Source organism: Sandaracinomonas limnophila (genome assembly GCF_004005965.1).
GTDB lineage: Bacteria > Bacteroidota > Bacteroidia > Cytophagales > Spirosomataceae > Sandaracinomonas > Sandaracinomonas limnophila.
The window spans coordinates 1-25209 of the sequence record NZ_SACY01000005.1; the positions used below are offsets into that span (position 1 = coordinate 1).

Genomic DNA, 25209 nt, shown 5'->3' on the forward strand with positions numbered 1-25209 from the left:
TTGATCTGGTAATCTCTGAATTCAAATTCGTTTCAATGGTATTTTCGCGACTAATCGCTCGATTTCTTTCTCTGGTAATCCATGCTGAGGTTGAATCTGATGTACTCAATACTGAAACTGCGCCATCCACATATCCTTTTATAGCCTTTACAGAGGGAAATTTAACTTCTGAATCTTTATCTGATGAAATATCTTGTGATTTATTGGCCAACAATTCATGTGTTTTTTCAATGTCATCTAAGGCGGAAATTGCATTTTTCAAAGAATCCTCACGAATTATGGCTCTATTTTTTTCAATATTGATTAAATTCAATGTCTCATCACTAGTTATTAAACTATTAATCTGATCAGTCACATACTCTTTCAAGACTTTTACTGAAGGGTACAATTTTGCACTATTCTCATCATTAGCACCTTTTAACTGATTAACAGTATTAATCTTATTATCTACATCCTCTTTCCCATTAATTTCAGCCATTACATTTTTACCCAGAGCTGTATTATCCACATAATCCTTGATCGCCTTCACAGTCGGATAAGCTGTATTTGAATTTTTATCCGCCTCAATATTTGTCGACTTGTTATTCTTATCTTCCTTTCCATCAACTGTAGCTTGTAATGCAATTCCGTTTGTTGCATTATCTACATAATCTTTAATCGCCTTAACTGTAGGGTATTTAGATTGAGAATTTTTATCCCCTTGAATATCTGTCGATTTATTATTCTTATCTTCTTTTCCATCAACCGTAGCCTGCAAAGCAATACCCATCGTTGCCTGATCAACATAATCTTTAATTGCTTTGACGGTAGGATATTTTTCTGTACTTAAACGATCTGTTAAAATATTAGTAGATTTATTATTGACATTTTCATAGGTATTTGCTACCGTATTTATAATTTGAGTATTAGAAGCTACTTGATTATTTAAATTATTAACCTGAGAATTTATAATTTGTGTGGTATTACCTAGTGATTGAATTTGATCTCCTTGTTTGGTGATATTAATTGAAATATCAGCTAATTTATCTGAATTTTTCTTTACAACCTCTTCATTATCCTTTATAGCTTGATTTATGATCAAAAACTTGGAAATTGCATCTTTTTGATTTTGATCAATTTGATCACGAATTGGATTTAAATCATTTTGAACAATATATCCAACATCATTATTAAAATACGAGAGAGTAGTTGGTGAATTTCGAACATTCATATATTCAACTGCATCAGCATATAATGCATAGGCCATGTAATTGAAGGGTTGTAAACTTACTGTATTAAAAGTTGCTCCTTTGTCAAAACTTAATTCAACTTTTAATTGGCGTAAATCTGAAGTCCATTGAACCGCATCAAACGTACGATATGTTTGCTTAGTAGCATTGCCTGTTAGGGCACCTGAAGTTCCACTACCAATCGATAAATTAACTAATCCGAAATCATCCGTTTTAGTATCATGTACCTCTTCGTAATCTACTTCACTGTTTTTCGACAATAAAGTAAATCGCACTTGCAGACTACCATTTTTAAAGGGTTGTCCAGTGATTTCCCCACCCGGAATTTTAACAGGTTTGGGATCCAAAACTACAGCTTGATAATTCAAGCCTTTTTTTTGAGCCGCTAATCCAAAAGCAGTCAAAAAGAAACAAATAATTAGAAAACCTTTTTTCATTTTATTATTTTTTTAGAACGTCTGAGATTTGGTTACATTAAACTTTAATCCAATAGAAAACATTGAATTGTTGAAATTCAGAGTAGAAACGCCTGACTTCACCGGGGCAATCGTATTTATTTTAGAAAACGAAATGAAACTATTTAAAGAAGGACTCACCTTTTTACCAAATGAAATCTCCCAACCTAAGCCTAGCTTAATACTGTTGAAATTTTCATCTTTGGTCAAATCACGATAAGTGCCTAATAATTCTTGATTTCCTTGAAGGATTTTTAATCCAGAGACCTTCCCTCCAATTCCAAAATACCAACCACCACCAAGGGGTTGCTGATATTTTAATCCCGTATTTAATCCCAAATAAGATGTTTGGTAATTAAATGCCTGGTTATAAACATCTCCTACAGCATTTAATTGTAAACTTTCTATGCCAAGCGACCAATCCGTCCGACTTAAAAAAGTAGCCAAACTTCTGTGCTTGGAATAATAAAATGACTTCTGTGAAGTAGATGATAAAAACTTAGTTGTGTCTAACAATTGAAAGTCACTGGAAATCGCATAATAATTTCCCGCGCCAGCTTTTAAATAATCTGCTTTGACACCATCATCAGAAACAAACTGATAATTGCTAATAACTGATCCAGCATTAATCTGAATAGACTGGGCATTTAAATTCAGGTGGCACATCGAAATGGCAAACACCCAAAGGAGCAAGGCCCATTTTTTGTTGAGGTACTTTTTGATCTTTTGCATTTTGATTTTTTTTAGAACTAAATCCCTGGACCTGATCCCACCAAAACCGTTCGGCCGGTGCTCAAATCACGTCACAAACCTAGCACCGAAATGAGCCCCAATACGAGCAAAAAAAGAGACAATTCGTACCAAAATCGAAAGGAAAATCAAAATCTGAGCCATTTGTACTAAAATCAAAATCCACGCTATTTTTGCTAAAAAATTTTAGTCCAAGCCCTAAAAGTTTAGTATTAATTTAAAATGAATAACTGATTTTCATCAGTTGTAATATTTAACAAAAAGCCTGATTATTGACTACTAAAGCGAACTTTTTTAATAAATATGATGTAAATCAGGAAAGTATATAGCTAAAATTTGAAGGTGAAAACTTTAAAAAAGTCTTTGGAATTGGAGAATTGGGGAATATGAGAATATGAGAATATGAGAATATAAGAATTGGAGAATATAAGAATTGGGGAATATAAGAATTGGGGAATATAAGAATATGAGAATATAAGAATTGGAGAATATAAGAATTGGGGAATATAAGAATTGGAGAATATAAGAATTGGGGATTATAAGAATTGGGGAAAATAAGAATATGGGAATATAAGAATTGGGGAAACTTTGAAATAAAGTAGGATTCTGGGGCTAAGCGAAGCGAAGAAACTCGAAGCCTCGGTTTGGGGAATATTATAACAAACAATCCCAGCGGGATTGCACAAATATAGTTTTTGAGGAAAACCTTTAATTTTTGACCCCAGCGGGGTCCTTTTTTATAAAATGAGAATCTGGGATTTTTTGAATTTGAGAAATAATTTTAAAATCTTCATGGCACCACGCTGTGGTGCTTTTTTGATGCGAATTATTTTGCTATAGATGTGGCATTCCGCTGGAATGCTTTCCCAAATTCTCAAATTCTCAGATTCCTATATTCCTCAATTCTTATATTCCTATTTTCCCAAATTCCCCAATTCTTATATTCCCATATTCCTAAATTCCCCAATTCTTATATTCCCATATTCCTAAATTCCCCAATTCTTATATTCCCATATTCCTAAATTCCCCAATTCTTATATTCCTATTTTCCCAAATTCCCCAATTCTTATATTCCCCAATTCTTATATTCCCCAATTCTTATATTCCCCAATTCTTATATTCCCATATTCTTATATTCCTAGAAAAAAAAAGCCCCCAAAACTGGAGGCTCACAATCAATGGTTATGTATTTTTATCTACATCCTAAAAATCTAAGGCGAAAACAAATTCTTTATCCCTTGGTAGTGTTCGCAAATATTCAGATGGAGTCATTCCAACTTTTTTACGAAAAGAATTCACAAAATTAGATCGAGATAAAAAACCACAAGAATAACCGATGGACTCTAAGGTTAAATTCTTTGCTCGACCATTGTTCAACAAATCCAACGCAAATTCAATTCGCGCATTATTCTTCCAATCATTAAAATTAATTCCCAAATAATTATTAAAATAATTGGTCAATTGATGATATGGAATATTAGTTTCCTTTGTGATAACAGACAAGGTAAATCCTGGTTTTAAAAAAGGTTTGGTACTGAAATAAATTTTTAATTTTTCAGCAATAACTGTATTTCCATTCACTGGCTCAAAATCGAAATTGGTAAACCGGTTAGGCAATTCAATTATAGCATCCCCCAATGGCATTCGGGCTTCAGACAAATCAGTTTTAGAAGGTTTACGTTTATACATCAAACCATAAATAACTTTAGGAAAAAAGAACACGGAGCCAACTACTACACTTAAACTAACAGTAGGCATTACCATCAATGCTTTAATATTATAAATTTCAAAAGGATTGTGCGTAAAAAATTTTGATGCCATTGCAAACCAAAAAGTGGTTAAAAAATGAAAAAATACTCCGCCATTAATTATGTAATAGAAATTGATTGATGGAATATGCACAGAATGCACTGGATCGATGAATCGATCTTTGTTAGATTGAATAAATTGAAAGGACAAGAAGGAATAAACAACCCCCAAGAAGGCTCGCATCAACAAACTACCGCTAAATGGAATAAGCAAGGTTTTAATTAATAATACATTATAAGGATCTTTTGCAATTAAATTGGCAATTCTCCATCTTTCCTCAAAAGGTAAAAACAAATGAGGCATTACATTGATAAAGCAAAAAGCAGGAAAAACAAAATGCTTCCATTCGCGTTTCCAAAAATTACGCATCGAATAATTCCCAATAGAATACTTACAATAGAAGTACAGGAAAATTCCAGAAGTTGTAATAATCGGATTAGCACCTGGAATTAAATAATAAATCACCCAAATGTTCTCGTGATAAAAAGAAGAATACCTACTTAAAGACAATAAACTGATTCCTAAAAAGAATAGACACAAAAAAATTGTGTGCCTATTCTCTTTTTTCAGATTGACAAGTAGTAATCCGGATATCAATATCCCAATTACAAAATTGAAGTCAATAGCCATAATCGCTAATTTTAGAACTATAATATAATTTAGAAAACCCGGAGTGAAAACCTTATGGCTTTTAGAACTCTGAGCCCAGCACATTCAAGACTGGATTGCAAAGTAACACTGTCTAAAAAAATAAAAAGCAGAAAAGTTTACACCATTTTGAACCGATTTGGCAATTTAGGTCAGATTTAGAAAACTTATTTTAAAATTTAGTACATCAGTACAAATGTCTAAAAATTAAAATTATAGAGTCTTGAAAATTTAAGTACGTTAGTCCTGAAAAATAAAAACGCCCATATTTGTCCTAAATAACACTTAATGTGTGTAAGTTTAGCGATTCACATAAAATCGTATGAGGACCTTAATATACCGACAACTGAAAGTATTATTGGATTAAAATAAAAATTCTTTAATCCATTGAAATTTGTACTAAAAACAAAAAAATTATTTTTTTAGATAATCAGAAGGGGTCTTTCCCGTTATTTTTTTGAAGGCATCCACGAAATTCGTGCGAGAACGGAACCCACAATTTTGAGAAATTGTTTCAAGTGTATGACTTTTAGCCATACCCAAATCCAATTGTTCAATTGCATACTCTATTCGCAATTGATTCTTAAAATCATTAAAATTTTGATTGAACCGAACTTTCAAATAATAAGAAAGTTGATGAGAAGGCAATTTTGTTTCCTCTGCAAATTGATAAAGTGAAAATCCTGGCTTCAAAAAAGGCTTTGTTTGCAAATATTCGTCCAATTGCCTTTCAATTGCATCCAAATCATAATTAGGTAAAACCTTTTCATCCAATTCAAGGTTTGACTTCTTCACCTTAGGTTCCTTAGTCGAATTAAGACTTTGAAAAATAATTTGTGGAAAGAAAAAATTAAATACGATTAATCCAAAATAAGACAGTCTTGCATAAATGAACAAACCAGCATAATTAGTTTCCATCAATACCTTACGGACAATTGAATCACCAATTTGATACATAACAAAAAGGGAACTCAAATAATAAATCAAAGATACAAGCAATAGGCCAACGATGTATTTAATTTCAAATGGAAGTAATTGTGGCAATTTCTTTGTCCTAAAAAGAATTAAAAAATTAATAATTCCAAACACTGAATACCCTACTGTTGCTAGCATCCGATATCCGGTTTGATACTTGTATTCTATAAACAAGGTTGGAAAACTAATATTTGCACCGTGTGACTTAAAGAAAAGATCCAAATAATAGGTCTTTTCCACTAAATTCAGAAAAATGTAAGGACTAGAATTTACAAAAATAAAGATAGAAGGTAAAAAATGAAGAAAATCCCATTTCGACAACTTTAAATTTGGGTAAAACTTTTTCTTTAAATACAACCATAAAAACACCCCAGAATTTTGATTCAACAAAATAAAATAGGGAAAAGTCAAATTAACAATCCATCTTAATTCAGCAGTAAAAAACGACTGAATGGTAAGGGCATAAAATGTATTGGAGGCAAAATATAAGGCTAGAAATATATTATCTGTCGTATTTCGTCGATGAAATGCTACCAACAATAAACTGACTAATAAGCCAAAAAAAGATATTAATTCAAACAATATAGAAAACGATAATACGCAATGTTAACTTTATTTTTTATTTTTTCAAATAATCTGATGGTGTTTTTCCTGTTACTTTCTTAAATGCATCCACAAAGTTTGTTCGAGAACGAAATCCACAGTTCAATGATATTGTTTCAAGGGTATGATTTTTCGCAATGCCAGAATCTATTTGTTTGATCGCATACATAACCCGATTATAGTTTTTAAAATCGTTAAAACTTTGATCATATTTTACCTTCAAAAAATACGACAATTGATGGGAAGGCAATTTAGTTTCTTCTGCAAATTGATATAAGGAGAAGCCTGGTTTCAAAAAAGGTAAATTTTCTAGATAGGGTTCCACAATTCTTTCTATCAAATCTAAATCATATTGCGGGGTTTGCAAATTATCCTCCTTATTATTGACCTTATTGGCCAAAGTATTATTTTTAGGTAATTCAGTATATATTTTTTGGAAAATAATTTTCGGAAAAAAGAATGTAATTACCATTAATAAAATTACAACTGATTGAGGCCAAATACCCAATTCCAAATAATAATTTCGGTTTTGAAAGTTACCATGCGTACTAGATAGGAACATAAAAATAGTAGTTGCATTCAAAAAATAATGAACCAAATTTAATCCGATTAAAACTTTTAAAAACCTAGACTCATAAGATTTTAAATGACCCAATATTTTCTGCCGATTTGCTTGATAAAAAAGATAAATACAAACAAAAAGATAAACGATTGCTATTAAGGGCCTAATATTTGCTGTCCAATAATAAGGAAAAAATAAATACGGAAAACGATTTAAACCTTCCACAGTATTTGTATAAATACCGGGTAAAAGTTGATTTTTTAAAGTTGAATTCAAAAAAATGTAAGGACTCGCATTAATAAACATTAGTAAAGCAGGTAAAAAATGATAATACATTTTATTGCCAAACCTAAAACTTGGTTTAATTTTTTTCAAAAAGAAAAAATATAAGAACACTCCATTATTTTGAGTAAAAAGATAAACGTAAGGAAATAAAGAATACATGATCCATTGGTACTCCTTTACAAACATTCCATAAGTAATAATGGTAGTGGATGAAACTCCAATAAAGTAAAATGCAAGCCAAAAATTCGAACGATCTTCTTTTGTTCTAAAAGAAAATAGTAAGATGGCAACTAAATACCCAATAGATGAGATTAAAAGATACAATATTAGAAAACGTTAGTAATTCAAATATAACAAATAATTGTTAATTGTTAATTGTTAATTGTTAATTGTTAATTATAATGTTTTATGGGCTAGGGCTTTTGAATTGTAAAGTATCAAGTTTAATTTTAAATCTTGTTTCAACAATTAAAAATAATAAAAATGAAATATTCTGCGGAATTACAAAATATAAAATGTGGCGGCTGTATTAGTTCAGTTAAAGATAACCTTTCCAAATTAGCGGGTGTTGCTACTGTTGAAGTTGATTTGACATCTAAAATTCTTTCTCTAGAAGGTGAAGATTTTGATATTCTAGAAATAGAAAGTAAGCTGAAGGAAATTGGCTACCCGGTGATATAATTGTTAATTGTTAATTGTTAATTATGATTTTTAAATTTTGACAACTAACAACTAACAACTAACAATTAACAATTAACAATTAACAATTAACAATTAACAATTAACAATTAACAATTATTTTGTGGCCCCAGCGGGAATCGAACCCACATCTAACGTTTAGGAAACGTCTATTCTATCCGTTGAACTATGGCGCCGAAAAATGTAAAGTTACAATTAACAATTAACAATTAACAATTAACAATTATAAAAATGAAAGTTTCCGCATACGGTACAGAAAACGCAACAACACCCATCCATGAGATGGAAATTGAAAGAAGGGAATTACTTCCAAATGATATTAAAATAGACATTCTTTATTGTGGTGTATGCCATTCAGACATACACATGGCTCGTTCGGAATGGGGACCTTCCGTTTATCCGATTGTTCCAGGACACGAAATTGTTGGTATCGTTACGGAAGTTGGTTCAAATGTCACCAAATTCAAAGTAGGACAAACAGCAGGTGTTGGTGTTTTCGTTGATTCTTGTAGAAAATGCTCATGCTGCAAGGAAGGTTTAGAACAATATTGCGACGAAGGGATGTCGCCCACCTACAACGGATATTTTCCAGATGGTTCTCCAACTTTTGGAGGATATTCAGAAAACTATGTGATAGATGAAAAATATGCTTTACAAATTCCATTTACTGCAGAATTAGAGCGCGTGGCTCCCCTACTTTGTGCTGGAATTACCACCTACTCCCCTCTTCGTTATGCGGGAGTTGGGAAAGGACATAAGGTCGCTGTCTTAGGCCTAGGCGGACTCGGACACATGGCCGTAAAATTTGCCGCATCCTTTGGCGCGGAAGTAACCATGTTAAGTACGAGTCCAAGCAAAGAAGCTGACGCCAAACAACTTGGAGCCAAACATTTTGCCTTATCTACAGATGAAAACCAAATGAAAGCGCTTGAAAATCATTTCGATTTCATATTAAATACTGTTGCTGCTAAACACGACATGAACAAATTCTTAAACTTGCTAAAAGTAAATGGAAAAATGCTAGTTGTAGGTATTCCACCAGAGGACAATCGCTTCAATGCGGGCACTTTAATCGGCAAAAGAAGAAGTATTGTAGGCTCTATGATTGGCGGCATCGCAGAAACACAAGAAATGCTTGATTATTGCGCAAAGCATAACATTCTCTCAGATGTAGAAATGATCAAAATGAAAGACATCAACGAGGCTTACGACCGAGTATTAAAATCGGATGTCAAATACCGATTTGTGATAGACATGAAGGCCTAAAAACAAAAAAGCTCCCAAGGGAGCTTTTTTTCTACCCTGCAAAGTATTTTCCAAACGGAATTTTCTTGAGTAAAAAAACAATTATACCACAAATGATTAAGCAAGTAAGTGCTGTAAGTGGTATAGATATATACGGATTAAACGTATAAAAATGGAGGCCATATTTTGCCAAATAGAAAAGTCCCAACAAATGAGCTCCGTAAATCCCATAGCTGTTTTTACTGATAAAATTCCTTAATGAAGCTAATTTAGAACCTTCAAATGCAAAGGATTTTGCCATTAAAAACAAGCCCACAGATTCTAATAAAACACCTGGGGTAAAATTGGCATAAAATTTTAAATCCATTTTACCAGCATTTTGCGATATCCAAAAAGTAGGAAATAAAATCAATAATACCCCCGTTGTGAACAACATCAAGGATACACTTTTCATTTGCAAAAATTTGGGTGTGAAATGAAATAAGTAATACCCCAAAATTAAATACCCCATGTAACCCGAATTATAGGGAAGATCAATGGTAAATTTCCATCCCCACAAATCTTTGTTATTGATAAAAAAAGTCAAAAACCAAAGACCTAAAATGACTAAAATTTCATTTTGAGTAGCATTTTTTATCCATTTATTAAAAACAGGTAAAATGCAATAAATTCCAATAAGTGCATAAATGTACCAAAAATGATACGAAGAATAATTTTGGAACTGCCCTCCTATCCATTTAATAGACTGCAAAAAATCCATTGGCTTTGCTTTTAATCGAACAATCCAATTAAAAAACATATATGCAGTATGCCAAAACAAAAAGGGTAAAACGATTCGAATAAATCGTTTTTTAAAATGTTCCTTTATAGGTAAATCATTCCCCAAGACGGTTACACCCGAAATCATAAAAAACACAGGCACACAAAACCGAGAAATTCCTTGCCAAAAATTAGCTGCCCACCAATCAGTGATTGGAATTTGCCCAAATTGTTTGTTCAAATTAGCTCCAGTATGAACTAAAATTACCGCCAATGTTGACAATACGCGAAGCCAATCTAACCAAACAATTTGAGTTTTTACTTTTTCCATTTTTTAACTACTGGATTCTCCAAAATCCTCAGATTTCTGAATCGCAATTCAGAACCATGACCTAAAAATCCAATGTGACCCGTTTTATTAAACAATCCAGGATGTTCTTTATGATCTGGAGTTCCATTTTTAGTAGCCTCCGCTATATCTCCGTCTACAATAATTTCCCCATTCAAAATTACTCGAATATGATTTCCTACCGCAATTACTTCTTCCTGATTCCACTCACCCACTGGTTTCAAAAATTCTCTTTTGGCAGGAATAATTCCATAAACAGACCCATGGTATTGATAGGGCTGTAACTCCGCATATTGCTTGGCCGTATTATCTAATATTTGTAATTCCATCCCCACATAGGCTGCATCTCCTTCCAAGGGTGCCCTTATTCCTAAACCATTATTGGCACCGGGAGTTAATTTGAACTCAAATTTCAAATGAAAATTATCGTACTCTTTTTTGGTGTATAAATTACCTTTGCCACCTTTTTTCGGATTGATGACTAAATCACCGTTTTCTGGAAAATAATCTGTTGTATTTCCTGTCCATTGAAACAAACTTTGTCCATCAAATAAAGACTGAAATCCTTGATTTGCCTCCTCCTGACTTACCTTATACAAATTTTGTGGCTCCAATTCTTTCACAAAAATATCTCTGTAAACAATGTGGTTACCATGGGCTTGTAGTTCAATGGCGTCCTTGATAAAAATTGGCAATTTACGATCCCAATAATTTTCCAAAATCACATTATCCACCACCAATTCCCCATTCAACAACACGGTAACTCGCTCACCAACCATCTTGATATAAAAGGTATTCCATTCTTCAATCGGATTATCGACCAATTTCAAGGGCTTACTCGGATTCTTCTGGTTGTTATACAATCCACCTGAACCCACATTTGCACCTACATTTACACGCGCAATGTCCCAAATTTGAACTTGTGGAGAACCTCTCAAATAGATTCCAGCATCACCATCCTTTTCAATTTTCCAATCCACATACATTTCAAAATCTTGGTAATCTTTTACAGAACAAAGATTATCTCCATGACCCGTAAAATGCAACTCGCCATCCTTTGCATACCAACCTTTTCTCATTACCTCATCCGCCTTTTTTTGTTTTTTTGCTAGGGTATCTGGGTGCATGGCAGCACGTTTGATTGGATTATCTACTAATCCTTTCCAACCAGCCAAATCCTTTCCATTAAACATAGTATAAAATCCAACCTTACCATTCGTTTTTCCAAATTCTTTTACCAATGATTCGCGCAGAGTTTGAGTTGTTATAAATGGCATCACTTCTTGCATCCACTCTTTCGTCATTTGCGATTGCAAATCTGAATTGGCAATAAACATATTAGCCATTCCTTCTGCTATGACCGTTTTATTGGCAATTTCTTTGATGCCATTTTTCAAGACCTGCAAACTTTGATAAGATGGAGATTTCAACAATTGTTTCAAAATATCCTCTTTCAATGTCATGGAAGTACTTAAAGCCCAAGCATTTCGCAAGTTTAAAATCTGTTGGGTATTGTTAGTTACCTGTTGATTTAACTTTACATAAACCCGAATTGCCTCTTCAGATTTAGATTTTTTGGCAATTTGATAGGATAAATTCAAGGATTGTAATTGACTTAAAAACATCAAATAATTCTCTGGATGAGCCGATTTAGCCGCAAATACATCTAATTTTCCATTAAATTGAACATTATTTTTAACTAAATTCTGAAGCGTAGTTTGGACCGACTTTATTTCATCCGCCTGACTCAAATCGCCTAATTTACCCGCTAATAAATCAAAGTCTTGCGACTTTGCTAAATTAGGCAAGGCCAAAAATCCAGCCAAACGTTGAGAAGAATTGGATTGTATCGCCTGCCAAACAAAAGGTAAAACACTTTCCCATTTCCGAGAAGATGCATAAAGAAGTACTGCACATTTCTGTCCATTACTTAATGCTGCATAATTTGAAATATTAGTTTTGATAAAGTCATTGATTGCCAAAGACTGTAAACCAATTCCGACTGCAATGGCATCCAAATCATTTGCTTTTAACATTTCCCAAACGATAGGCAAGGATTTCTCCTTTTGAGATTTCAAAAGGTCTAGGGCCGTTTGAGTTTTCAATGCTGCTCCTGTTAAAACAGGTTTTGTTGGAACATTTAGTGGTTTTTGTGCCACTGTCCCTTTCAATTTAGCCAATCCACTTGTTATCATTTGGTTAATTGTAGCATCTTTTGAAGGATACATTTTTTCCAAATAAGGAACTGCCGCCACTTGGTTGGTTTGAATTAGGGCTTGTAACAAGTCTAAAGAAGGTGATTTTTGGGCATTTAACTCTGCCAATAAAACCTCCTGAACTTTCGTTTTTGCAAACGGATAAATAGCAGTTAAGCTACGCAGTGCAGGTCCTGATAGTTGTGGATCTTTTAGATATCCCTTTATTGTTTCAATAGATTCATCCTTTCCAATCCGTTCCAAGTTCTGCAAAGCTCTTTGTTTCTTAGCTCCATCCGGATTATTTTTTAGGATTTCAAGCTGAATTTTAACTTTTTCAAGTCGTTCCTGCTCTAAGGTTGCAAGTGTTTTTGTTTGAGCAAAAGTTAAATTGCCAATCACAAGCAGAAAGCCAATAAATAATAGATTATTTTTCATAAGTTTTAGTTTAAATTTCCCAAACCGAGGCTTCGAGTTTCCTCGCTTCGCTCGGCCTCAGCCTCCTTCTTAGATTCCCAAATTCTTGTATTCTTTATATTCTTATATTCCTATATTCCTATATTCCTATATTCTTATATTCTTAAATTCATATATTCCTATATTCTTCAGTTCTTCATTTCTAAAGTTCTTAGAAAGAATACGGCGCCCTCATAGGTTGATTGATATACCGATTCGCTTCCTCATCACCTACAAACTCTTGTTTAACAGAATCAAATTTCAAATTTCTATTCACACGCATGGCTATTAAACCCAAATTTACTAGTGTACAAGACCTGTGTCCATTTTGCTCATTTAATGCAAAGGTTTTTCTGTTTTTCACCGCATCCACAAAATCGGTTTGTTGCATAGGAGGTTCCGGAAATTCTGCCAACTTCCTTTCCATGTCAGGAATATCTGATTTAAAATTTTTATACAATTTACCCTTGGAACCTTCAATATAGGCAACTGATTCATCTTTGCCCTCACCGTCCAAAACAATTTGACAACCATCGGCATAGGTGTATGTAATCCTTCTAAATACTCCCACGGCATCTTCATCTTGCAAAGGAGCATCAACTTCAATAAATACAGGAGATTCATTATCCTTTCCTAAGAAATATTGAATAGGGTCCATGTAATGTTGTCCCATATCCCCTAAAGCACCGCCATCATAATCCCAGTAACCTCTAAATGTTCCGTGTGTTCGGTGGACATGATAGGGTTTGTAAGGAGCAGGGCCTAACCATGCATCATAATCTAATTCTTTAGGTACAGGTTGCGCTTGCAAATCAGTTTTTCCAATCCAATAAAACTTCCAATCGAAACCCGTGTGTTTGCTTACGGTAACTTTTAATGGCCAACCCAACATTCCAGAATCAACTAATTTTTTGATTGGACGAACAGGAGTATTCATTCCATAAAAATTGGCATCAAATCTGAACCATGTATTTAGACGAAAGATTCTTCCATGTTGTTTTACGGCCTCCATCAACTTCTGACCTTCCCCAATGGTTCTTGTCATAGGTTTTTCACACCAAATATCCTTTCCTGCTTTTGCAGCATCTGCGGCTATTAATCCATGCCAATGAGGTGGGGTTGCCACATGAACAATATCAACTTCTGGCAATTGAATTAATTCTCGATAATCGGAAAAGGATTTTACCCCTTTTTCTACCATATCTAACCCCATCTGTAGATTTTTTTGATCTACATCACACATAGCCACAACACGAGTACCTGCATATGGAATGTGTCCACGCCCCATTCCGCCAGTTCCAATAATACCTTTGGTTAATTGGTCGCTTGGAGGTATAAAACCTTTACCAAGGACATGTCGTGGAACAATGCTAAAAGCGGATGCAGCAAAAACTGCTTGACTGAGGAATTTTCTTCTGGATGTTTTCATAAGAATATAGGAATCTAAGAATCGAGGAATCTAAGAATCGAGGAATCTAAGAAATTAAATTTATTTATATTTTAAACTCATAACCAATAACCCATAACTCATAACCCATAACTCATAACCCATAACCCATAACTCATAACCCATAACTCACAACTACTCCTTCACCATTAAAGTCAAAGTCGTATCCGCCTTACTAAACCTAACCACTCGCACATTCATCTCTCCTGATTTCTTAAATAATCTTTGCGGAACGGCAACTTGGTCGAAAAATAGAGAGTCCGCTTTATATAAATCTAATTTTCTGCGAGTTCCATCTTTTTGTTTCACTAACAAGATATAATGAATTTCATTAGGATTTGATGCATCGGTGAATTTTTTCCGGATAGTACCCTCCAATGATAATTCTTTTAATTCATCATAATCAGAATAAACTTTTTCAGACATTAAATTGGGCAAATAAAACTGCGCAATGAGCGCCAATGCCCCCATAATGAAAATCATTGTCGAAAAGTTTTTCGAACCCCAAACACTTTCTCCCGAAATAGTTGACTTTGATGAGCCCGAACCCATATTCCCGAATAAGGGCATTTTTAACTTTTTACGGGGCCGAGAAACGGGTTTGTAATACTCTGACATGCTGAAAATTTATTCCAAAAATTTAAATTAAAAATAAATACTCATTTTTTGAATGAATTCGTTAAAAAATTGCGTGAATGAATTTCAATTTGGTAAATTGCGTGTTCAATTAAAATTAAAGCCGCGCGCAAGAGATTTCATGATTTCATTAATCAGTAAAACAGTAACCAAAATATTCGGAACTAAATCCGAAAGAGATATTAAATCCATTTTGCCAATTGTAGAAAGTATCAAACAAGAGTACGCCAAACTTTCCACAATTTCAGACGATTCACTTAGAGGCAAAACCACTGAATTCAAACATAGAATCAAAGCTCATTTAGCCACAATTGATTCACAAATTGACGATTTAAGAGCACAGGCAAACGCAACAGAAGATGTTGACCAAAAGGATCAATTCTTTCAACAAATTGATCAATTGAACCTAGAAAGAAACAAGGAATTGGAGGTTGTTTTGAACGAAATTCTTCCAGAAGCTTTTGCCGTTGTTAAAGAAACTGCCAGAAGATACACTGAAAATAAAGAGCTAGTTGTAAACGCAACTACAGAGGATAAATTCATTGCTGCCAAAAAATCCAACGTAGTTATAGAAGGCGAAAAAGCCATTTGGAAAAACACATGGATGGCAGCTGGGAATGAAATCACCTGGGAAATGGTACATTACGATGTACAATTAATTGGTGGTATCGTTCTTCACCAAGGTAAGATTTCAGAAATGGGAACTGGGGAAGGTAAAACATTGGTTTCTACTCTTCCATCTTACTTAAATGCCCTTGCCGGACGAGGTGTTCACTTAGTTACAGTCAACGATTATTTGGCTAAACGTGACTCCGAATGGAATGCTCCTCTATTCGAATTCCATGGTTTAACTGTTGATTGTATCGACAAACATGAACCCAACACAGAAGCCCGTAGAGCCGCTTATTTAGCAGATATTACTTACGGAACCAACAATGAATTTGGATTCGATTATCTGCGTGATAACATGGCCAGAAGCATTGAAGACCAGGTTCAACGTCCACACCATTTTGCCATGGTAGATGAGGTTGACTCTGTTTTAATTGACGATGCCCGTACTCCATTGATTATTTCCGGACCTATCCCAAAAGGCGACGAGCAAGAATTTGAAGCCTATCAGCCACGTGTTCAACGCTTAGTTGAAGCACAAAAACAATTAGTTCAGAACTTTTTAGTAGAAGCGAAAAAGGGAATTGCTGGTGGAGATAAAAAAGAAGGTGGATTAGCATTATTTAGAGCTTTCAGAGGTTTACCAAAATCAAAACCTTTGATCAAATTCCTTTCTGAAAGTGGTATCAAACAGGTATTGAACGAAACAGAAGGTATCTATTTGGCTGAAAACCAAAAATTGATGCCTCAGGCAGATGAGCCTCTTTTATTTACAATTGATGAGAAAAACAATCAGGTTGAACTAACAGAAAAAGGATTGGAATTTATGAGTTCCAACATTGAAGATGCAAACTTCTTTGTTTTACCAGATCTTTCTGTTTCCCTAAACGCAATTGAAAAGAATGATTCTATTTCAGATGCAGAAAAATTAGGTCAAAAAGAAGCTTTAATAAAAGATTATAACGACAAAGCAAGTCGAATCCATACCGTAAACCAATTATTGAAAGCCTATGCCTTGTTCGAAAAGGACACGGAATATATTTTGGTGGATGGAAAGGTAAAAATTGTAGATGAGCAGACAGGTCGTGTGATGGAGGGTCGTCGTTATTCTGACGGTTTACACCAAGCCATTGAGGCAAAAGAAGGCGTAAACGTAGAAGATGCAACGCAAACCTATGCCACAATTACCTTGCAAAATTATTTCCGTATGTACCATAAATTAGGTGGTATGACGGGAACTGCAGAAACAGAGGCAGGTGAATTCTGGACCATCTACAAATTGGATGTGGTTTCAATTCCAACTAATAGAACCATTCAAAGAAAAGACCACGAGGATAAGGTATATCGTACAGTACGTGAAAAATACAATGCTGTTGCGGAGGAAATTCAAGAATTAGTTGGATTAGGCCGCCCGGTTTTGGTGGGTACTACATCAGTAGAAAACTCAGAATTATTGAGTCGATTATTAACCATTCGCAAAATTCCTCACAACGTATTAAATGCGAAGCAACACGCAAGAGAAGCAGAGATAGTTGCGGAGGCAGGACAATCTGGTAAGGTAACCATTGCAACCAACATGGCTGGTCGTGGAACGGACATTAAATTAAGTCCAGAATCACGCGCAGCAGGTGGTTTGGCAATTATTGGTACAGAAAGACATGAGTCGAGACGTGTGGATAGACAGTTGAGAGGTCGTTCGGGTCGCCAGGGTGATGTAGGTTCATCTCAATTCTTTGTTTCTTTGGAAGACAACTTAATGCGTTTGTTTGGTTCAGACAGAATTGCAAAAGTGATGGATCGTTTGGGAATGGAAGAGGGAGAAGTTATTCAACATTCAATGATTACATCTTCTATAGAAAGAGCACAGAAAAAGGTTGAAGAAAATAACTTTGGAATTCGTAAGCGTTTATTGGAATATGACGACGTAATGAATTACCAAAGAAATGCCATTTACAAACGTCGCCAAAATGCGCTTTTCGGTGAGCGTTTGGCTTTGGATATTGTCAACACTTTATTTGATGTTTGTCAAGATATTGTAACACAATACAATTCTTTCGAAGATTTCGAATTAAAAGTAATTGAAATTTTAGGTATTGAGCCGCCTTATTCAGCTGAGGAGTTTGTTCGTTTAACGAATGATAAACGTACGGAATTGTTATTCTTAGCTGCCGAAGGACAATACAAAGACAAAAATGATGCCATCTGTGGTAAAGTAATTGGTGTGGCTGAGGAAGCGATGCGCCAAGGATTCACAGGTATTCAAGTACCTATCACCAATGGAAATTGGATGACAGGAATTGTGGTTGATGCGAACAAAACCAAAGAGAGCAAAGGAAAAGAAGTAGTCATGGAAATGGAGAAATTCATTACCTTAACACTAATTGACCAAGAGTGGAAAGAGCATTTACGATTAATGGACGATTTGAAACAATCGGTGCAAAATGCAGTATTTGAACAAAAAGACCCTTTATTGATTTACAAATTTGAGGCGGTAAATATTTTCCAAAAGTTCATTTCTCGCGTGAATGGAGATACCATTAGTTTCTTAATGAAAGCAGATATTGCTGAATTACAAGAAACCAATCAAAAAACACAAGCTCCTAAAGCTGAAACTCCGAAATTACAAATTACCAAAGAAGAGGCCCTTTCTTCTTTATTAGGTGGCCTATCTGGACAAGGTGAAGAGCAACAATATCACGACCCGAGCGAACATTCAGTTGAAAAAGTAGCACCCCGCCAGGCAATCAAAATTGCAGATAGAAATCAGAGAGTGACTGTGCAGTACCGTGATGGTTCTATGAAAGAAAATGTAAAATACAAGGTTGTTGAGCAAGATGTGGAAGCTGGGAATGCTGTTGTGATTGCATAAATTTGTACGTATATTTGAGAAAAATATACGTACAAATGACTACCAAACTAACCCTTTCCGTGGAGCAATCCATTATAGAAAAGGCCAAAATTTATGCTAAACAAACAGGAAGAAGCCTTTCTGAAATAATCCAAAATTATTTGGAACAATTAGTGGATGAATCTGAAGTAAATGAAATTCCAACAGATTTAAATAAACTTATTGGGGTAATCAAATTACCAAAGAACTTTGATGAAAAAAATGAACTTCAAGACTATTTTGAATCAAAGCACCTATGATCCATTTATTTTTAGATACAAATATTCTAATTGACCTTCTGGCCAACAGAAAACCTCATAGCAAATTTGCAATTGAAATTTTTGCCAATGCCGCGACCCAAAAATGTAAATTGTACATGTCTTCGCATAGTTTTGTTACAACTCATTACATTCTTAAAAAATTTTTACCCGAAACAGAACTACGAGAAATTTTAGATAAAATTTTAAAATTTATTCAAATTATCCCTGTAGAAGATTATATGATAAAGAGAGGATTAAAGTCGAAAATATCAGATTTCGAAGATGCCATACAGGCACAAGTAGCCCTTTCCAATTCAAAAATCATAGGGATTGTAACTAGGGACATTAAAGACTTTGTAGGACTGGATATACCTGTATTTGCTCCAGATGAAGCTGTTTTATTGTTTTAATGTTGCTCGGCTTCGCCGAGTAACATTAAACAACTACAATATCGTCGGCATGGGCCACTTCTCCACCATTTTTAATTAATTCCTGAGATGAATTACTTGTACGAGCGATGGCGATTAAGTTTTTCTCTAAATTCAAAAATTCAATTACCTCACCTTTAGCGAACTCCCCAATAAATTCTTTTACTCCAACAGATAACAAGGATTTACGATGAAGAATAGCTTTTTCTGCACCAGAATCTAAAACAACTTTACCTGCTATTAAAGAACCGGCAGCCAACCATTTTTGTCGGGCCGACAATGAGGCTTCCTGAGCTTCAAAAACAGTTCCTATTTTCTCATCAATTGCATCCAAAATACCATTTCCATGGTCGAGACCAAAAATAACGACTTTAATACCCAATTTAGTGGCAAGATTGGTAAAAGTTAATTTGGAAATCATCCCTCCTAATCCGGTCGAAGACTTATCGGTATTTACGACTGTTAAAACTGCATCATTAATGGCATCAACTTTACGAATAATCTTACCATTTTGATCCAACAAACCACCAACAGAAGTACTTATCAATAATTTTGAAGCACCAAATCCAGTGGCAATTAAAGTAGCTAATTCGTCATTGTCAGAAAATTTCAACTCCACATTACTTACCACATCGTTTTCATTAGCAATGGGAATAACCCCACTTTTCCAAAGTTCTTGGTATGTTTCTTTGAGTTGAAGAAATTGCTCACGTTGAGAAAAGTGATGTCTTTCACACAAACTTTGAGCAATGGCAATACCATATTTCTGAAAATATTGATTGTATTTGGCAATTAATATAGGATTTCCAATGGCTGCAGCAGCCTTTCTTTCTTGAATTTGCCCCTTGTATTTTTTCAAAAAAGATTTTCCAGCTGCCACTGCTCCTGAAGACACTAAAACAATATCATATTGTTTGTGCAATGCAGAAACTTGCGCAGCAATTTTTTCTAGAATTTCCTCATTAACCTCTCCGCTTGATTTGGTAATGGTGGAAGATCCAAATTTTATAACAACAATTGGCTTGGCCATATTTTTTATACTTCAAATAATCTACTAATTTAATCAAAATAAGGGCATTTGAGGCAATTTAAACTCGCATTTTTTTTCTATTGCAAGTTTCAACATGCGAGTGTATTTACTTCGACTTATTTCAATTGCACCATATCTTTTCACATTATCATTCATGAATTGAGTATCTAAAACTACAAATCCCTCTTGTTTCAATAGTTCCATTAAGTAATGAAAGGCTACTTTAGAAGCATTGGAAACCTTTGTAAACATAGACTCGCCAAAAAATGCACCCCCAATACAAACACCATAAAGTCCACCAACCAATTCATTATTTTGATAGGCCTCTACCGAATGTGCAAATCCTGCCTGATTCATTTCCGAATACAATTCTATTAAATAGGGCGAAATCCATGTTAATTCTTCGGTCCTGCGTGGATGAGAGCAAGATTCAATTACCTCCTTAAAATTCTGATTGATACGAATTTCAAAAAGATTTTTATTTAAAATAGGTTTTAGGCTTTTGGAAGGTTTATAAGTTTCTATAGGAATAATTGCACGAGGATGAGGATTGTACCAAAAAATTTCTCCATCAGGCTCTGCCATCGGAAAATATCCAGACGAATAGGCAGAAATCATTTCTTCTAAGGTGAAATTTTCGTGGTTAGCCATAAATAATCAGTCTAAAATTGGCATTTTAATGATAAAATGTAGAAATTTACTCTTCAAAAATCAAAAATTTTGGTGGAATGCCAAATTTTATTTTTAGAATGTTGAAAAAAAATTCTCTTAAAGGACCCCAAACACAAATTCGACGAAGGCGAAGATTCACCTTCCGCGTATGATATGCGGTAGGTATGTAAATCTTTTGTTTCACTTTTTGTCCTTTTTTTTGAATGAATCCATATACTGTCCAGGTTGCTAACCAAAGCCATTTTGGCTTAGCTGAGTCGATTTGCCACGAAATGGCCGAATCTGCTAAAGCCAGAGGAACAGGCATAGCCAAAAGAACTCCAGAATACCTGCAAGAAAAAATGCAGGAAGGTAAAGCTATCATTGCCACTGACGATACAACAGGTGAATTTGTAGGTTTTTGTTACATTGAAACATGGCAACACGGAAAATTTGTTGCAAATTCAGGCCTTATCGTAAAACCAAGCTACCGCCAATATGGTGTAGCAAAGGCCGTTAAAGCCAAGGCATTTGAATTGTCGAGAAGCAAATACCCAGAGGCAAAAATCATAGGAATTACTACTTCATTGGCTGTTATGAAAATTAATTCAGATTTAGGGTATTTACCTACTACCTTTTCTGAATTACCTGTAGATGATAATTTCTGGAAAGGATGTGAATCCTGCGTAAATTATGATATTTTAACCCGTACCAATAGAAAAATTTGCTTGTGTACAGGTATGATATATGATCCCAATGCCTCAGAAATCAAAAGCTCAGAGGAAGAAGAAAAGTGGATTTTCTTTAAGGATTTAAAGGTTTTTAACACATTGAAAAAATTTAAGGAAAAGCTGTTGATGCCTTTCCACAAAAAAAATAAAAAGTAAAATTATGAGCAAGCCTAAGGTTATTTTAGCGTTTAGTGGTGGTTTAGACACTTCATTTTGTGTAAAATACTTATCAGAAGAAAGAGGAATGGAAGTTCACTCTGCCTTAGTTGATACCGGTGGATTTTCTCCTGAGGAGTTAAAAGCAATTGAAGAAAAGGCCTACAATTTAGGGGTTGCCAGTCACGTAACTTTAGATGTAGTTGAAAATTATTACCAAGATTGTATTCGCTTTTTGGTATATGGTAATGTATTAAAAAACAATACATATCCCCTATCTGTTTCTGCTGAGCGAGTATTTCAAGCAACTGCCGTAGCCAAATATGCACAAGAAATTGGTGCTAAAGCCATAGCACACGGAAGTACTGGGGCGGGAAATGACCAAGTTCGTTTTGATGTGGTATTCAGAATTATGGCCCCAGAATGTGAGGTTATTACGCCAATCCGTGATTTACAATTATCCAGAGAAGCTGAAATTGACTTTTTAAAATCGAAAGGCGTAGTTCAGGAATGGCACAAAGCTGCATATTCAATCAATAAGGGACTTTGGGGAACTTCTGTTGGGGGTAAGGAAACCTTAACTTCTTCTGGCTATTTACCAGAAGATGCTTGGCCAACCCATTTAACTAAATCTGAACCTTCGGCAATATCTTTAGAATTCGAAGCTGGACAATTGGTTGGGATTAATGGAAAGAAATCTGCTAATTCCGTTGCTGCAATTCGTGAATTAACTGAATTGGCTGGAGCCTATGCAATCGGAAGAGATATTCACGTTGGGGATACGATTATTGGAATTAAAGGACGTGTAGGATTTGAAGCCCCTGCTCCATTAATCATCATCAAAGCACACCATACCTTAGAAAAACATATTTTAACCAAACACCAATTGTATTGGAAACAAAACATTGGCGATATGTATGGAACTCTGTTGCATGAAGGTCAATTCTTGGATCCAGTAATGAGAAACTTTGAGAATTTCTTAGAAAACACACAATCTAACGTAACAGGAAAGGTTTTTGTACAATTATCACCTTACCAATTCCATGTAACGGGCATTGAATCTCCATTCGATTTGATGTCGTCTAAATTTGGCGCTTATGGAGAAATGAACAAAGCATGGTCGGGTGATGATGTTAGAGGATTCTCGAAAATTGTTTCCAATCAAACAATGATTCACAATTTAGTGAATAGTGGGAAGTGAAAATACAACAAACCCCACAGGGGTTTAATTTTAAATAACCCTGGGTGAAACCCAGGTAATCAAACATGGCAAAAATAGGTATAATAGGCGGCGCAGGATATACAGGGGGGGAACTCCTTCGTATCCTTATCAATCACCCAATGGTTGAAATTGATTTTGTGCATTCCAATTCTCAAGCAGGAAAGTCTGTTTACTCCATCCATACTGATCTAATTGGCTCAACTGAACTTCAGTTTTCTTCTAGCATCAAAGAAGTTGATGTTTTATTTAATTGCTCAGGACACGGAGAATCGAAGAAATTTTTAGAAGCAAATCAGATTTCTCCTAAAACCAAAATCATCGATTTAAGTACAGATTTCAGAGATGAATCAAATGGATTTGTGTATGGATTGCCCGAATTTCAAAAAGAAAAAATCAAGGGGGCGACTAAAATTGCCAATCCAGGTTGCTTTGCAACTTCAATAGAATTAGCAATGCTACCTTTGGCGGATAAAGGTTTAATCAATTCAGACATACACGTTTCTGCCATTACAGGTTCCACAGGTGCCGGACAAAGCTTATCAGCAACCAGTCATTTTTCTTGGAGAAATAATAATGTAAGTATTTATAAGGCTTTTACCCACCAACATTTAACCGAAATTGGTATGGTTCTTGGCGCTAAAAATATCCATTTTATCCCATACCGAGGTAATTTCTCCAGAGGAATCATGGCTAATGTTTATACTTCTTTTGATGGAACAGAGCAAGAGGCGGTTGAACTTTATAAAAATTATTATAAAAACTCACCATTTGTTTTTGTTTCAGACAGTTCAATTGATTTGAAACAAGTGGTTAATACGAACAAGGGATTATTGCATGTTTCAGTACTAAATGGCCAAATTTTAGTAACCTCTATAATTGACAATTTACTAAAAGGTGCCTCTGGACAAGCCGTTCAAAATTTAAATTTAATCATGGGTTGGCCTGAAAACACAGGCTTACAATTAAAAGCAATCGGATTTTAAGATGAAATTATTTGACGTTTATCCCTTATATCCTATCGAACTTACCAAGGCCCTTGGTTCTAAAGTTTGGGATAAAAACGGGAAAGAATATATTGATTTATACGGGGGGCATGCGGTAATATCTATTGGACACTCCCACCCTTATTATGTTCAAAAATTGACTGAACAATTAAAAAATATAGGATTTTATTCCAATTCAGTGATCATTCCAGGTCAAGAGGAATTGGCAGAAAAATTGGGAAAACTCTCTGGGTATGAATCTTACCAATTGTTTTTAAGCAATTCAGGAGCAGAAAGTAACGAAAATGCGCTTAAACTAGCTTCTTTCCATACAGGTAGAAAAAAAGTGGTAGCTTTTTCTCAGGCATTTCATGGAAGAACAGCTGGTGCAGTAGCTGTAACTGACAATCCTTCCATTGTTGCACCTGTAAATGACACATCACACGTCACTTTTTTACCTTTTAACCAAACAAAAGATTTATCAGCAATTGATGAATCAACTTGTGCTGTAATTGTGGAAGGCATCCAAGGCGTAGGAGGTATTCAAGTTGCTTCAGAACCATTCTTGAAGGCCTTAAGAAAAAGATGCAATGAGGTAGGTGCGCTTTTGATTTTAGATTCTGTTCAATGTGGGTATGGTCGTTCAGGAAAATTCTTTTCACATCAATTTGCTGGAATTGACCCTGATTTAATTACCACTGCAAAAGGAATGGGAAATGGTTTCCCAATAGGTGGTGTTTTAATTTCTCCTAAGATTAAAGCTTCTTATGGTTTACTTGGAACCACTTTTGGTGGCAATCATTTGGCCTGTGCAGCAGCAAATGCGGTATTAGATATCATTAAAGAAGAAAAACTGGTTGAAAATGCTGCTCAAAAGGGGGATTATTTATTGAATGAATTAAAAGGATTTAAAGGAATAAAAGAATTAAGAGGAAAAGGGTTAATGATCGGTATAGAATTTGAAAAACCAGTAGCAGAAATTAGAGATGCATTGTTATTTAAACATCAAATATTCTGTGGATATGCCGGAAAGCACACGCTTAGATTATTACCAGCTTTAAATTTAGACAAAGAAACAATAGACAGATTCTTAGAAAGTTTACAACAAGTTTTACAATAAAAACCAATTTACCTTTGCTTTTGTAGCGAA

20 protein-coding genes and 1 tRNA gene are annotated in these 25209 nt (G+C 34.7%); 9 read left to right on the top strand and 12 right to left on the bottom strand.

Translation table 11 applies throughout. The features are described from left to right. The 5 genes from EOJ36_RS10055 to EOJ36_RS10080 form a co-directional block, all read right to left on the bottom strand. Nucleotides 1-1666: hypothetical protein (locus EOJ36_RS10055; protein WP_238944471.1), on the bottom strand; the 1666-nt coding region annotated here is incomplete at its 3' end. A gap of 12 nt (nucleotides 1667-1678) precedes the next feature. Continuing rightward, nucleotides 1679-2416 (bottom strand): hypothetical protein, encoded by a 738-nt coding sequence (locus EOJ36_RS10060; RefSeq protein ID WP_127804968.1) that lies wholly within the window; start codon nucleotides 2414-2416, stop codon nucleotides 1679-1681. Nucleotides 2417-3637: 1221 nt separating this feature from the next. Further along, a complete protein-coding gene (locus tag EOJ36_RS10070) occupies nucleotides 3638-4783 on the bottom strand; it encodes a helix-turn-helix domain-containing protein (protein WP_164847894.1) in 1146 nt (381 codons plus the stop codon). 522 nt (nucleotides 4784-5305) lie between these two features. After that, the gene (locus tag EOJ36_RS10075; RefSeq protein WP_127804972.1) at nucleotides 5306-6448 is read right to left on the bottom strand and encodes a helix-turn-helix domain-containing protein; all 1143 of its coding nucleotides are present in this window, start codon (nucleotides 6446-6448) and stop codon (nucleotides 5306-5308) included. A 37-nt stretch (nucleotides 6449-6485) separates the two neighbouring features. Then, a complete protein-coding gene (locus EOJ36_RS10080; protein WP_127804974.1) occupies nucleotides 6486-7640 on the bottom strand; it encodes a helix-turn-helix domain-containing protein in 1155 nt (384 codons plus the stop codon). 159 nt (nucleotides 7641-7799) lie between these two features. Here EOJ36_RS10080 and EOJ36_RS10085 point away from each other — a divergent pair, with 159 nt between their 5' ends. Next, nucleotides 7800-7997: a heavy-metal-associated domain-containing protein gene (locus EOJ36_RS10085; RefSeq protein ID WP_127804976.1), complete on the top strand. Its 198-nt coding sequence runs from the start codon at nucleotides 7800-7802 to the stop codon at nucleotides 7995-7997. A gap of 122 nt (nucleotides 7998-8119) precedes the next feature. Here the strand turns inward: EOJ36_RS10085 and EOJ36_RS10090 are convergent. Beyond that, nucleotides 8120-8191, bottom strand: a tRNA-Arg gene (locus EOJ36_RS10090). Between the two features lie 55 nt (nucleotides 8192-8246). On the opposite strand from EOJ36_RS10090, the gene EOJ36_RS10095 reads away from it, so the two are divergent. Further along, complete coding sequence (locus EOJ36_RS10095) at nucleotides 8247-9281, top strand: NAD(P)-dependent alcohol dehydrogenase (protein ID WP_127804978.1); 1035 nt, start codon at nucleotides 8247-8249, stop codon at nucleotides 9279-9281. A 31-nt stretch (nucleotides 9282-9312) separates the two neighbouring features. Here EOJ36_RS10095 and EOJ36_RS10100 read toward each other — a convergent pair whose 3' ends face one another. The 4 genes from EOJ36_RS10100 to EOJ36_RS10115 form a co-directional block, all read right to left on the bottom strand. Further along, on the bottom strand, nucleotides 9313-10350 hold the full coding sequence (locus tag EOJ36_RS10100) for an acyltransferase (RefSeq protein WP_127804980.1): 1038 nt from the start codon (nucleotides 10348-10350) through the stop codon (nucleotides 9313-9315). Beyond that, a complete protein-coding gene (locus EOJ36_RS10105) occupies nucleotides 10338-13001 on the bottom strand; it encodes a DUF1080 domain-containing protein (protein WP_127804982.1) in 2664 nt (887 codons plus the stop codon). The genes EOJ36_RS10100 and EOJ36_RS10105 overlap by 13 nt, the downstream gene beginning before the upstream one ends. Before the next feature lie 190 nt (nucleotides 13002-13191). After that, nucleotides 13192-14448, bottom strand: coding sequence for a Gfo/Idh/MocA family oxidoreductase (locus EOJ36_RS10110; RefSeq protein ID WP_127804984.1), 1257 nt, complete (start codon nucleotides 14446-14448; stop codon nucleotides 13192-13194). Nucleotides 14449-14601: 153 nt separating this feature from the next. Beyond that, complete coding sequence (locus EOJ36_RS10115) at nucleotides 14602-15084, bottom strand: hypothetical protein (protein WP_127804986.1); 483 nt, start codon at nucleotides 15082-15084, stop codon at nucleotides 14602-14604. Between the two features lie 139 nt (nucleotides 15085-15223). Between EOJ36_RS10115 and secA the strand changes: the two genes are divergently transcribed. From secA to EOJ36_RS10130, 3 genes are read left to right on the top strand one after another with little or no spacing between them, the layout of a single operon-like run. Beyond that, nucleotides 15224-18580: a preprotein translocase subunit SecA gene (secA, locus tag EOJ36_RS10120; protein WP_127805399.1), complete on the top strand. Its 3357-nt coding sequence runs from the start codon at nucleotides 15224-15226 to the stop codon at nucleotides 18578-18580. Nucleotides 18581-18615: 35 nt separating this feature from the next. Continuing rightward, nucleotides 18616-18858, top strand: coding sequence for a DUF6364 family protein (locus EOJ36_RS10125; protein ID WP_127804988.1), 243 nt, complete (start codon nucleotides 18616-18618; stop codon nucleotides 18856-18858). Continuing rightward, nucleotides 18855-19268 carry a type II toxin-antitoxin system VapC family toxin gene (locus EOJ36_RS10130; protein WP_127804990.1) on the top strand — a complete coding sequence of 138 codons (414 nt, stop codon included), beginning with the start codon at nucleotides 18855-18857 and terminating at the stop codon, nucleotides 19266-19268. The genes EOJ36_RS10125 and EOJ36_RS10130 overlap by 4 nt, the downstream gene beginning before the upstream one ends. 25 nt (nucleotides 19269-19293) lie before the next feature. Here EOJ36_RS10130 and proB read toward each other — a convergent pair whose 3' ends face one another. Beyond that, entirely contained in the window at nucleotides 19294-20316 is a 1023-nt protein-coding gene (gene proB / locus EOJ36_RS10135) for a glutamate 5-kinase (RefSeq protein WP_127804992.1), read from the bottom strand. Nucleotides 20317-20349: 33 nt separating this feature from the next. Next, complete coding sequence (gene aat, locus EOJ36_RS10140) at nucleotides 20350-20967, bottom strand: leucyl/phenylalanyl-tRNA--protein transferase (protein ID WP_127804994.1); 618 nt, start codon at nucleotides 20965-20967, stop codon at nucleotides 20350-20352. Nucleotides 20968-21191: 224 nt separating this feature from the next. Between aat and EOJ36_RS10145 the strand changes: the two genes are divergently transcribed. The 4 genes from EOJ36_RS10145 to EOJ36_RS10160 all read left to right on the top strand — a co-directional run bounded on the left by EOJ36_RS10145 (nucleotide 21192) and on the right by EOJ36_RS10160 (nucleotide 25179). Beyond that, complete coding sequence (locus EOJ36_RS10145; RefSeq protein WP_127804996.1) at nucleotides 21192-21854, top strand: GNAT family N-acetyltransferase; 663 nt, start codon at nucleotides 21192-21194, stop codon at nucleotides 21852-21854. Nucleotides 21855-21858: 4 nt separating this feature from the next. Next, the gene (argG, locus tag EOJ36_RS10150; protein ID WP_127804998.1) at nucleotides 21859-23055 is read left to right on the top strand and encodes an argininosuccinate synthase; all 1197 of its coding nucleotides are present in this window, start codon (nucleotides 21859-21861) and stop codon (nucleotides 23053-23055) included. A 65-nt stretch (nucleotides 23056-23120) separates the two neighbouring features. Beyond that, on the top strand, nucleotides 23121-24059 hold the full coding sequence (gene argC / locus EOJ36_RS10155; RefSeq protein WP_127805000.1) for an N-acetyl-gamma-glutamyl-phosphate reductase: 939 nt from the start codon (nucleotides 23121-23123) through the stop codon (nucleotides 24057-24059). Between the two features lies 1 nt (nucleotide 24060). After that, on the top strand, nucleotides 24061-25179 hold the full coding sequence (locus EOJ36_RS10160; protein ID WP_127805002.1) for an aspartate aminotransferase family protein: 1119 nt from the start codon (nucleotides 24061-24063) through the stop codon (nucleotides 25177-25179). Nucleotides 25180-25209 lie beyond the last annotated feature (30 nt).